The following is an 11,683-nucleotide window of genomic DNA, read 5'->3' on the forward strand; positions in this document are numbered from 1 at the left end:
TGGAAGTTACGATTCTAGGTGTCACCCTCCTAACAATCCATTTTACCGGGCGGGTTAGGGGAAAGCTAGTTGTTTAGGCTCTTCGTCAAGTAGAGTTGATAGATCTTTTGTGAAGCATCTAGGCCTTAATTGGTCTAGGTGCTTTTATTATGCTGCTGCCTTGCTGCTCTTAGCTCTGAACCTAACCCGTTCCAGGAATATACGATTGATGAAATTGTTCCAATTCGTATAGCCGTACGCAGTGTTCTTAATCTTCTTGATGATGCCGTTAATACCCTCAAGGAAGCCATTTGAGTACTCATAGCGTAATGCATTGATGACTTGTCTCTTGTACTTCTTTAACGTTTTGATAGACTGATCCATTCGGTTTCCTAATGATCGATAGCTCTCTAGTGCGGCTGCGAGTGCTGACGCATCACGCTTTCTAACCGCTCCTATAATCTCCTGGTAGACTTCATATGCTGCCCGGAACTCCGGGCTCAGGTCTAAGCTCTTGGCGACCAGATTTATAGACTTACTTGTAAGGGACATTACACAAACTCCTATTCTCTATTCTTTGGTCGGGACAGTGAATGAGCAGAAAGTGTAATGTCCTTTTTGCGCGTTCAAATATAGAAATGGTATAGAAAAAGGAGCTGGTAGGCAAGCTGCCTATCAACTCCAAATATCGTAGCGCCCTTTTAATGGTCCGGTGCACAGCTTTACTGTGGACCGTGGCACTGAGTTTAGTGGGCTAGTATCACTTGAATCACAATATGGTATTAAGACCTATTACTGCCATGCTTATACGCCAGCTGAACGTGGTAGTAATGAACGCTTTAATCGGAATTTACGTTATTTTTATCCTAAAGGGACTCGTTTTGAGCACATTAGTGCTCAAGATTTAACGACGACGTTACTCCAAATTAACCAGCGACCGCTTAAAATACTCGACTGGCAAACACCGTATCAGGTTATGCTGACAAATTTGTCCAAAAATTCGGATTAAATTTGCAATCTACCAATCAGATTTAGAAGAAAGAAAAGACAACATCAACGATACGATTAAAGAATTCTTTGATGACCATTCTATCAGTATTAGCCCTAAGGACTTTAAAGATTTTTATAATGTTAGCAAAGATACGAACGGAAACTACTTGCATGGTTTACAAAGCTTAGCTATATATGTTAATAAAGGGGAACGTTACAATCTCCTTATGCATCAGTCTTCTAAAAGAGTACATGCAACTAATGTTTACCAAGAATATGATGTATCCAGTATGGCTCCTATAAGCAATCTAGACGACAATATACCAATATTTATTAGTGCACTCTTTGTTGGAAATGCTCTCAAATCTATAACTGACTTTTGCAATATAAAATCGTTATTTGATAAAGGTTTGGGCAGCTACGTAGATAAACTTAAGCATGAAATTCAATTGAACATAGATGAACAAATGAAATGATAGTCCTCCTACTAAACGGCCACTAGGGTATACCCTAATGGCCATTTTTATTTCTGTGCTATACTAGGAATTACAAGTGTTCATTAGAACTGTCCAAAAGGAGAACTGGAAATGGCTAAAATCGGTTATGCGCGTGTGAGTTCCAAGGAGCAACATTTAGATCGACAGTTAGCGGCTTTAAAAGACGTTGATAAATTATTTACGGATAAATTAAGTGGGGCTAACACTAATCGGCCAGAACTGCAAAAAATGCTGGCCTATATTCGTGAGGGTGATATTGTAATGGTCACTGAATTAGATCGCTTAGGCAGAAACAACCATGATTTGACTAAGATCATGAACTCCATTCAAAATAAAGGTGCCACCCTAGATGTGTTGAATTTGCCGTCCATGACAGGGATTGCTGACCCAAATTTACGTCAACTGATGACCAACTTGATTATTGAACTCTATAAGTATCAGGCCGAAAGTGAACGTAAGCGAATCATTGAGCGCCAGCAACAAGGGATTGCCTTAGCTAAGCAGCAGGGTAAATATCATGGGCGCAAACCCCAATATGCCAAAGATGATCCCCGTTTGCAACATGCTTTTAAGCTTTATCGAGCTGGCATGAGTGACATTGATGTGTCCCGAAATACAGGAATTAAACGGACAACCTTTATAAGGTATCGAAAGAAATTTAATGTTAAGGTAGATTGTATTTGAAAATAAAATGTTACCTTTTACCCTAGAAAGGTAACGCCAAAAGAAAAATTCCCAATGCATTTAGCAAAGGGAATTTTTTGTAATTAATTCGTGGTTTTTTTGATAATCATTTGAAAGTGAATTATCGAATTGTGGCCCCTAATACGTTTTTAAAATGATTCATCGCCCATTCAGCACCAGCTGGTGAGAACGTGGCCACGGCTGCTTGTGGAATCACAATGTGGTAATCCAGGTTGTAGGCACTGATTGCGGTGTGGAGGACACAAATATCAGTGCAGACACCAGCAATCCAGACTTCATCAATCCGCCGTTCCCGCAGGTAGTTATCCAAATTGGTGTTTTGGAAGGAGGAGTAACGGTTCTTATTGAATTTGTAGACATGGGAATCGTCATGATGTCGATCAAACCAGCTGCCGACTTGGCCGTATAGTTTCTGACCGGTCGTCCCAATAATATTATGGGCCGGATATAGTTTGGTTTCTGGATTGAATGGGTCATTAAGCCGGTGACCATCAGTGGGAAAGATCACATAATCATGCTGGCTTAAGAATTGATCGGCTAACCGCATAATTTCTGGGGCCAACGTCTGCGCTGGCTTGCCAACCGTTAGTGATCCCTTATCAGCCACAAAGTCGTTTGTATAGTCAATAATTAAGAGCGCTTTAGCCATCTTAATGTTCCTCCGTAAATTGAGCTTTAGTAATTAACTGTTCTTGCAATTCAGCCAATGTAGCTGTTAAGTAAACTGGGTACCGATCGGGGTTAACTAACCGTTTTGTGGCTTCTGGTAATTCTGCTACTTGATCCATTGAGAATTGCTGAATCTTAAAGAGATCATTTTCGATTGGGGAAGCATTGGAACCCAGATATTCTTGCATCAATGGCTTAGCATTAAAATTAGTCAGAACTTGGCTGGCGTGCGTGGCTGCCGAATTAGCATTAACCACTTTCAATGGAGCCGTGATGTGCTCATCAGCCAGGGCAATCACATCGGCGATCGCTTGATGAAGGTTATCTTGCCGGTAAATCCGGTAAACTTGCTTATTACCAGGAAGGGTGATCTTTTCTCTGCTATCACTAACCTTAATTTTTGGGATCCATTGATCATTAATCTTTTCTTCGGCGAGCTTATAAACGCCACTTAATACCGGACTGGAGGAACTGGTAATTAAACGTTCCCCAATCCCAAAGTTATCAATTGGAGCTCCTTCATCCAACAACGACTTAACTACATGCGCATCAAGGGCATTTGAAGCTGTAATCTTTGCCTTGGGGAAGCCAGCATCATCGAGCATCTTCCGGGCTTTGATGGCTAATTGCGAAATGTCACCGGAATCTATCCGGATCCCGACTGGTTGGTGCCCTTGAGCGCTAACTTGCTTGAAGACCCGAATCGCGTTCGGCACTCCTGACTTCAAGACATCATAAGTATCAACGAGCAAGGAAACTTTGTCAGGATAAACCTTGGCCCAAGCTTGAAAGGCACTTAATTCATCAGAGAAGCTTTCGACCCAGGCATGTGCCATTGTGCCGGCCGCGGGAATATTAAATTTACTGGCTGCTTGTAAGTTCGACGTGCTGGTACAACCGCCGATCACCGCGGCTCGCGCCCCATACGTGGCGGCATCAGGGCCTTGCGCCCGCCGCGCGCCAAATTCCATAATTGGTCGGCCTTGAGCGGCATGGTTGATTTGCCAAGACTTCGTCGCAATTAATGATTGATGGTTAATGATGTTTAGAATAAAGGTTTCTAACAGCTGGGCTTCAATCAACGGTCCACTAATTGAAATAATTGGTTCCCGTGGGAAAACAGGGGTTCCTTCTGGTAAAGCCTTAATCGAGCAGTGATTTTTAATCTTGCTCAGGTAATCCAAAAACTCGGGAGTAAATTCATTCAGGGAGGTCAGGTATTCAATATTCTCCTTAGTGAAATGCCAATTTTGAACTTGTTCTACCACCTGCTGGAGACCAGCGACAATGACAAAACTACCGTTGTCGGGAACCCGGCGGTAAAAGACGTCGAAGCGAGCTTGTCGATCATGGGGTAGGGTAGCGTAGTACCCATTGGCCATGGAAAATTCATATAAGTCGGTTAATAGTTGTAGATTCATCTTAAATGCTTCCTTTTAAGTAAAAATTACTTTAATTTGGCTAAAAATAAAAGTATGGTTGACTTTTATTTACGTCTAGTATAAATACTTTGCAGCAAAATGCAAATGATGCCCTTTAGTTAAGTTGGTAGAGCTTTGGTGGCCGCCCAGAATGGTTCAAAGTGGCGACCCCGACTTCTTTGAAGAGGTGGTTGTGAGTTTTCTTAAAGTTGGAATTATCAATCTTGTCAATTGTCGTACCTAAGAAAGCTGCAAAGACTTCGCGCGCTTGGCGCAGGGTAAAGGTATTACCTAAGATCCGAAGAATTTGGGGTTGATAGTCCAGCTTGTTTTTAATCCGATTAATGGCGGTAGTAATGATTTGAATATGATCAAAGACCAGGTGACCGGCGGGACTTAGGATAATCTCCTGTTGGTCATGGGTGATCACATAGTTGCCCTGATCTTTATCAAGCACGAACCATTGGGCATCTGTGGCCCCATACCCTGGATGCAATTTTGGGGTTGATGGTAAATAGGTCATATAGGCGAGTGCCAGTGCCCGAGTTCCCGTAACCCGCTTGGGATCTGTAAAGGTGGCCAGTTGTTCGGTTGAATTCATCGGAACTTGCAGGCCAATTTTATCGTCAATTAGACGAATGCAGGCCGCGTCGGCACTCTCTTTACTCCGCAAGAGGGTTTCGGGGAGGGCCCAATGTCCCTTTAGAGGTTCATCTGCCCGCTTAATCAATAGTAATTGTGGTCGGTGTAATTCAGTATTAAAACTCCAAATGACGTTGGTGATGGTCACCAATGGCCGGGCAATAATTTCACTATCCAATTGACGCTCCTCCCTTCATAATTGTTAACTCAACTCTATTTTAGCATTTCTCGGCCACTAGTAATTGCCCAGTTGCTTTAAATCATGTTTGACGAGGATTGCTAAATTTTGAATGGTGATCGACGTCGGCTGGGCTAACCATAAGCAAAAAGTATTCCAGAAAATACCGACGGCAATGCGGGTCATATATTCAACTTTGGTATCGTTAGTGACATCGACGTGTCAAGCAACACTGGGGTGGCGGAGATGGAAACGCCGAAAGAAAACCGGCATCGTTTGGTTAGTATTATCCAAGATCTTATAGCTTAAACCAGCTTTAACTAACAAAGCCAATTTAGCTGAGTGAGCTGGCCAGTAAGTAAAGAAGTCATCGATGACTTCTTTATAGGTTTGGGGGTTAACTTGCAAGATCCAATCAGTGTATTTCTTTAGTAAGGAAATAACATACTGATTAATCACATCGTCTTTGCTTTTGAAATTCCGGTAAAAAGTCCGCCGGGAAATACGGGCTTGGTTACTAATATCGATCACGAAAATTTCTTGGTACGGTTTGACGGTTAATAATTTTTTACAGGCTCAAACCAAAGAACAATCAGCTTTTATTGAGCTACTTAAACAGCAGTTAGAGGTTAAGGACGAACAGATTGCAACGACTAATAGGATTGCCGATCAAGCACAACAATTAGATTTAACTACACACAAACAATCACAACCATCATTACCTCAACAAACCGAATCTGAGAGAGCGTAAAATATCTTGTGTAAATGCATAAAAGATTTCTGAATTGTATAGAAAGAGTGTTTAAATAATTATGTGTAAATAGAAAAATAAGCAATTGAAAAGGGAAAGCCTCTCCCTTATGATAGTTAGCAACCACACTCACTTCATAGGACATAGGAGGCTTTCCCCATGACTCAGTTTAACAAAGAAATTATGGCAGCACTAGCACAAAAGCAAGATTTGGACGAAGTTTTTCGGCAACATTTGGAAACGGCCATCAATGATTTAATGCACGAGGAACTTTCATCGTTCCTCGGTTATGAACCCTACGACCGCCAAGGCTTTAACAGCGGCAATTCACGCAATGGGCATTATCTGCGAACCTTTAAAACTAAGTATGGGGAACTAAACTTGGAGGTTCCACGCGACCGAAATGGCGCCTTTAATACGCAAACTATTCCAAGCTATCAACGCCAAACGGATGGTTTAGAAGCCACGGTTGTCCAGCTCTACGAAAAAGGGATTACCACTAGTGAGATCGCGGATTTGATTGAGAAAATGTATGGTGCTCATTACACACCACAAACGGTTTCAAACCTCACGAAGGTCGTTGACCAACAGGTCAACGCCTTCAAGACGCGCCCTCTAGCGAGTCGTTACGCAGTCATTTATGTGGACGCAACATACTTACCTCTGCGCCGGGACTCAGTGGCTAAAGAAGCCGTGCATATCGCCATTGGCATTCGACCAAATGGTATGAAAGAGGTCCTAGCATACCAAGTCGCTCCAACTGAATCCAGTACCGTTTGGGAAGAGCTTCTCGTGGGCATTCAGCAGCGTGGTGTAAAAGAAGTCCTCTTATTCGTGGCCGATGGCTTAGTCGGCCTTACCAACACAATTGGTGACCACTTCCCTAAGGCTAAGCTCCAGCAGTGCCTGATCCACGTCAGTCGGAACATTGAAGCTCACGTTCGAACTAAGGACCGACAAGAGGTCCTTAACGACTTCAAACTGATCCATCAAGCAGCTACCATGGACGACGCAAAACAGGCCTTAGCTGACTTCATAGACAAGTGGCAAAAGGCGTATCCAAAAGTAACGGGCAAGCTAGAAAATAATCCTCATCTCTTGACCTGTTTCACTTTTCCAGCTGCGATACGCAGTAGCATCTACAGCACAAATCTCATTGAATCATTCAACAAGAAGCTAAAACGGCAGACAAAGAAGAAAGAACAATTTCCAAATGAACCAGCACTAGAACGCGTTCTGGTCACAGTTATTCGTGACTACAACGGCCAAAATTTTGAGCGAACGCATCGAGGTTTCAAGCAAATTCAAGATACGTTAGAATCCATGTATTAGAAGCTAGCTAATGGGAGAGGACTTCCATTTACACAAAAAATTTGACACTCCCTATAGAAATAGGGAATGCCTTCCCTTATGATATTTAGTAACCACAGAAAACATCACAGGAGGCATTCCCCATGAATGAACTTACCACAGAAATTATCGCTGCACTAGCCCAAAAGCAAGATTTGGACGAAGTTTTTCGTCACCACCTCGAAATTGCGATTAACCAGCTGCTTCAAACCGAATTGGCAGAGTTTTGGGGTTACGAACGCTACTCATACGCTGGGATTAACACTGGTAATAACCGCAACGGCAGTTATGAGCGCTCGTTTGATACGAAGTACGGCCAACTTAACTTAACCATTCCTCGAGATCGAAATGGCCGGTTTGAAAATCATACCTTGCCAGCCTACGGTCGGCACAGTGATAATTTAGAAACAACGGTCATTCAGTTGTATACCAAGGGAATTACCACTGATGAAATTGCCGAACTCATTGAGAAAATGTACGGTGCTCACTACTCCAAAGCCACGGTTTCCAACATGACTAAAGCCGTCAATGAACAGGTTCAAGCTTTCCAGCAACGGCGACTGGCTTCACAATATGCGGCCATCTTCTTAGATGCCACTTACTTGCCGTTAAAGCGGGATACCGGTCAAAAAGAAGCCGTTCATATTGCGATTGGCATTCGTCCAGATGGTACGAAAGAAGTGCTGAACTACCAAGTGGCGCCAACGGAATCGACTGGAATCTGGACTGAACTGCTGGGAACCTTGATCAAGCAGGGCGTTAAAGATGTGCTGTTGTTTGTGGCCGATGGGTTAGTTGGTTTGGATGAAGGCTTGAATCGGCATTTTCCTAAAGCCAAACGACAACGTTGCCTGGTTCATGTTGGGCGGAATCTGATGAACAAAGTTCGCGTAAAAGACCGCAAGGCCGTGATCAGTGACTTTAAACAAGTTCATCGGGCCGCCAACCGTGAAGCAGCCGAACTGAAACTGAATGAGTTCGCCAACAACTGGCATCAGACGTATCCCAAATTAATCAAAGATCTGCTTAAAATGCCGAATTTACTCACTTTCATGGACTTTCCACCAGCTATCCGGCAATCACTATACTCCACTAACCTGATTGAGAACTTTAATAAGCATCTCAAGCGCACCACCCACCACAAAGAACAATTTCCAACGGAAGATTCACTGGATCGCTTCCTGGTTTCTCAGTTTAATGTTTATAACGAGAATTCTCTGAAGCGGATCCACCGAGGGTTCAAAGGACTCCAGGACACCTTGGAAGCATCATTTATTTAAGTTAGATACATATTATATGTACGAAGGCATTTCATTTACACAAGATTCTTGACGCTACCCTAAATCTGGATCATAGTGATATTTGATAGCTTTGTAGCAGTATGTAAATAAAATTATTATTCTGATAAAAGCAAGCAACGATTGACAATTCTGATCGTTATTTTTCGAATCATGGCGTTTTTATATTACAATGATCCTAGAAAAAGTAAAGTTATGGAGGCGATTAGATGAGTGATTTGGATCAGACAAACAGCTATCGATACGTCATTGTTGGTGGCGGAGTGGTTGCTGGCTATGCCATCAAGGGAATTCGACAGGAAGATTCAGAGGGTGAGATCTTAATTATTTCGCAAGAGGCGGATGTCCCATATGAACGACCGGCACTGAGTAAAAAACTATGGCTAGATGATGAATTTACTGAAGAGAACATTCAGATTGGTGCTGAAAATTATCCCAATGTGACTTTTAAGTTCAAGACAACGGTTACGGCTATTAATCGGCAAGATAAGGTCATTACATTGGCCGATAGTGAGCAAATCAAGTATGAACAGCTATTGCTAGCAACTGGCGGAGAACCTAGACAAATCCAGGGACCTTCTGATCCACATGTGCTAGTCTTTAGACAGTGGTCAGATTATCGCAAGTTACGTAAATTTAGTGGTCCGAACAAGCGAGTTGTGATCATTGGTGGTGGATATGTTGGTACAGAGCTCGCATCGTCACTGACCCAAAATGAGACTGAAGTTACAATGATTTTTCCAGAAAAAGCGCTGGGTGAGGGTAAATTTCCTGAGTCTATTCGGACTGAGTATGAAGCCACGTTCAAACGCAATGGTGTCACACTGATGAGTGGTCAGTTTGTCCAATCATATCAACGCCAAGGTGACCACTTGACTCTATTGACAAAGGATGGTACGGTGATCGCAGCCGATACGATCATTGTTGGGTTAGGCGTTACGCCGCGGATTAGTTTAGCTGAAGACAGTTGTTTGGATTTAGCTGATGGTGGTGTGAAAGTTAATGAGTATCTCAATACTAGTGACCCAGCCATCTGGTCTGCTGGAGATATTGCCTCTTATCCAGATCACATCTTGGGTCGGCAACGGATTGAGCACGTGGACCATGCCCGACTTTCTGGTGAATTAGTTGGCCGTAATATGGCAGGTGCTCACATGATCTATCAGCATACCCCATACTTCTATTCCATGATTTTTGATATTTCCTGGCAAGCAATCGGTAATATTGATCCTAAATTGCAATTGATTTTTGATCGGCGAACGCATGGATCGCTTGTCTATTTCATAGATACCGATAAGTTAGTTGGTGTTTTAGTTTGGAATGTTAAGGTGAATCTTGATGATGTTCGCGCATTGCTTGCGAACGCTCCAGCTACAGATGATCTGGTGGGATCCATTCGAGAGAAGAAGGCTTAGTATCTGGATGAGATATCGGTGAATCATTGCGTCATCACGAATGTACTTTAGAACAAAATGGCCATCATTAACGATTTATTATTTGTCACCCATCTATTAGGAGGCTATATTTTTTATGTCGAAGACAAAAGTTATTGTTGTTGGTGCCTCGCACGGCGGCCATCAGTCGGTTTTGGAACTTACTCACAAATACTCAAACCTAGATATTAAACTCTTCGAAGCGGGAGATTTTATTTCTTTTATGTCCTGTGGTATGGAATTATATTTAGAAAACAGTGTAACGAGTATTAATGATGTCCGTAATTTTAAACCTGCAGATCTCGAAAAATTTGGGACAGAAGTATATGCCAATCATGAAGTGACCAAAATAAATCCAGAAAATAAGCAAGTTACCGTGAAAGATTTAAGATCCGGTAAGATACAGAGCTATGATTACGATAAATTAATCTTAAGCTCAGGCGTAACTCCAAACGATTTACCCGTTCCTGGTCATGAGCTAAAAAACGTTTATTCAATGCGCGGCAAGGATTGGGCAGAAAAGATCAAAGCAAAATTATCTGACCCAGATGTTAAAAATATTACTGTTATTGGTGCTGGTTACATTGGTGTTGAAGCTGCTGAAGCCAGCATCAAAGCTGGAAAGAATGTTACATTAATCGACATGATTAATCGGCCTCTGGGCAACTACCTAGATACCGAATTAACAGATATTTTATCAAAAGAATTGACTAGCAAAGGCGTTCAAGTTGTCACTGGCGCTAAGATTGAATGCTATGAAGGGACTGAATCGGTTTCTGCTGTTAAGACCAACGATGCAGAATATCCTAGTGACTTGATCATTCAAGCTGTTGGAGTTAAACCTAATACTGATTGGTTAAAGGGAACGGTTGAACTAGATAAGCGCGGGTGGATTAAAACTGACAAATATTTGAGAACTAATCTGCCTGATGTCTATGCCATAGGTGATGCGGTGTTGGCCTATTCAATTCCTGCTCAGAGGAACATGCCGATAGCTTTAGCCACGGTTGCCCGACGTGAAGCCCGTTATGTAGTGGAACACATCTTTGAGAACACACCGTCTATGCCATTTTCAGGAGTAGTCGGCTCATCAGCATTAAGTGTTTTCGACTATCACTTTGCCACATCAGGTCTGAATATGACCACAGCCCAAAAGGCCGATATTAAGATTAACACATCTTTTTACAAAGACACTTTACGTCCAGCTTATGTCCCTATGGAGAAGGGAAATACAGAGGTCTACGTAGAGCTGGATTACAATCCAAACACTCATCAACTATTAGGTGGTGCTGTATTGTCAACTTATGATATCACTGCCCAAGGTAATGTTATTTCATTAGCCATCCAACAAGGATTAAAACTGGAAGATTTAGCCGAAGCTGACTTTTTCTTCCAGCCAGGCTTTGACCGACAGTGGAGCCTATTGAACTTAGCAGCCCAACGTGCTCTTGGTGAACTTGAGTTTACAAAATAGAAATTGTAACGACCACTTATAACTTGCTGTTTAGGATCACGAATAAATCAAAAAGAGGCTGTGACATAAGTCTCCACAAATAAGACGGTCTAGTGAGAATCTTCGGATTCTCACTAGACCGCCTTTTGATATAATGGAAAATAAAAAAGGCATCGGCCACACCCGATACCCACAGATTATCCCCGAAAGGACATCTAAATATGCAAGACTATTATGGTGGATTGTAAAATTAATCCGAACGCTGTTCGGACAAAAAAGATCAGCTTCCTTTAAAATGGTGTTTACCACAAACCCAT

At 42.4% G+C, this 11,683-nt stretch carries 9 protein-coding genes and 3 pseudogenes; 7 read left to right on the forward strand and 5 right to left on the reverse strand.

The window, feature by feature from the left end; genetic code table 11:
• Positions 1-147 precede the first annotated feature (147 nt).
• Positions 148-513: pseudogene (locus JUF10_RS13790) on the reverse strand (transposase); the annotation flags it as partial.
• Positions 514-679: 166 nt separating this feature from the next.
• Between JUF10_RS13790 and JUF10_RS13795 the strand changes: the two are divergent.
• Positions 680-988 (forward strand): annotated as a pseudogene (locus tag JUF10_RS13795) (IS30 family transposase); the annotation flags it as partial.
• A gap of 568 nt (positions 989-1,556) precedes the next feature.
• Positions 1,557-2,150 (forward strand): recombinase family protein, encoded by a 594-nt coding sequence (locus tag JUF10_RS13800; RefSeq protein ID WP_203643369.1) that lies wholly within the window; start codon positions 1,557-1,559, stop codon positions 2,148-2,150.
• Positions 2,151-2,271: 121 nt separating this feature from the next.
• On the opposite strand, the gene JUF10_RS13805 is transcribed toward JUF10_RS13800, so the two are convergent.
• The 4 genes and pseudogenes from JUF10_RS13805 to JUF10_RS14270 all read right to left on the reverse strand — a co-directional run.
• Positions 2,272-2,820, reverse strand: a complete 549-nt coding sequence (locus JUF10_RS13805; protein WP_045353555.1) for a cysteine hydrolase family protein — start codon at positions 2,818-2,820, stop codon at positions 2,272-2,274.
• A 1-nt stretch (position 2,821) separates the two neighbouring features.
• On the reverse strand, positions 2,822-4,261 hold the full coding sequence (locus JUF10_RS13810) for a nicotinate phosphoribosyltransferase (protein WP_057785053.1): 1,440 nt from the start codon (positions 4,259-4,261) through the stop codon (positions 2,822-2,824).
• A 115-nt stretch (positions 4,262-4,376) separates the two neighbouring features.
• Positions 4,377-5,081 carry an NUDIX hydrolase gene (locus tag JUF10_RS13815; protein WP_107696700.1) on the reverse strand — a complete coding sequence of 235 codons (705 nt, stop codon included), beginning with the start codon at positions 5,079-5,081 and terminating at the stop codon, positions 4,377-4,379.
• Positions 5,082-5,303: 222 nt separating this feature from the next.
• Positions 5,304-5,636: pseudogene (locus JUF10_RS14270) on the reverse strand (TetR/AcrR family transcriptional regulator); the annotation flags it as partial.
• Between JUF10_RS14270 and JUF10_RS13825 the strand changes: the two are divergent.
• From JUF10_RS13825 to JUF10_RS13845, 5 genes are all read left to right on the forward strand, one after another.
• Entirely contained in the window at positions 5,632-5,832 is a 201-nt protein-coding gene (locus JUF10_RS13825) for a DUF536 domain-containing protein (RefSeq protein ID WP_225361824.1), read from the forward strand. The pseudogene JUF10_RS14270 and the gene JUF10_RS13825 sit on opposite strands and share 5 nt — an antisense overlap.
• A gap of 159 nt (positions 5,833-5,991) precedes the next feature.
• Positions 5,992-7,164 carry an IS256 family transposase gene (locus JUF10_RS13830; RefSeq protein ID WP_203643372.1) on the forward strand — a complete coding sequence of 391 codons (1,173 nt, stop codon included), beginning with the start codon at positions 5,992-5,994 and terminating at the stop codon, positions 7,162-7,164.
• Between the two features lie 122 nt (positions 7,165-7,286).
• Positions 7,287-8,462, forward strand: coding sequence for an IS256 family transposase (locus JUF10_RS13835; protein ID WP_203643375.1), 1,176 nt, complete (start codon positions 7,287-7,289; stop codon positions 8,460-8,462).
• A 227-nt stretch (positions 8,463-8,689) separates the two neighbouring features.
• A complete protein-coding gene (locus JUF10_RS13840; protein ID WP_203643378.1) occupies positions 8,690-9,895 on the forward strand; it encodes an NAD(P)/FAD-dependent oxidoreductase in 1,206 nt (401 codons plus the stop codon).
• Between the two features lie 115 nt (positions 9,896-10,010).
• Positions 10,011-11,387 (forward strand): FAD-dependent oxidoreductase, encoded by a 1,377-nt coding sequence (locus tag JUF10_RS13845; RefSeq protein ID WP_024855732.1) that lies wholly within the window; start codon positions 10,011-10,013, stop codon positions 11,385-11,387.
• Positions 11,388-11,683: the final 296 nt, after the last annotated feature.

The sequence above is a fragment of the Levilactobacillus andaensis genome (assembly GCF_016861695.1).
Classification (GTDB): Bacteria; Bacillota; Bacilli; order Lactobacillales; family Lactobacillaceae; genus Levilactobacillus; species Levilactobacillus andaensis.

Bases quoted from the DNA above. Each gene is read 5' to 3' on its own strand.
- JUF10_RS13805 (WP_045353555.1), bottom strand. From the start codon at position 2,820: ATGGCTAAAGCGCTCTTAATTATTGACTATACAAACGACTTTGTGGCT.
- JUF10_RS13840 (WP_203643378.1), top strand. From the start codon at position 8,690: ATGAGTGATTTGGATCAGACAAACAGCTATCGATACGTCATTGTTGGT.
- JUF10_RS13800 (WP_203643369.1), top strand. From the start codon at position 1,557: ATGGCTAAAATCGGTTATGCGCGTGTGAGTTCCAAGGAGCAACATTTA.
- JUF10_RS13830 (WP_203643372.1), top strand. From the start codon at position 5,992: ATGACTCAGTTTAACAAAGAAATTATGGCAGCACTAGCACAAAAGCAA.
- JUF10_RS13835 (WP_203643375.1), top strand. From the start codon at position 7,287: ATGAATGAACTTACCACAGAAATTATCGCTGCACTAGCCCAAAAGCAA.
- JUF10_RS13810 (WP_057785053.1), bottom strand. From the start codon at position 4,261: ATGAATCTACAACTATTAACCGACTTATATGAATTTTCCATGGCCAAT.
- JUF10_RS13845 (WP_024855732.1), top strand. From the start codon at position 10,011: ATGTCGAAGACAAAAGTTATTGTTGTTGGTGCCTCGCACGGCGGCCAT.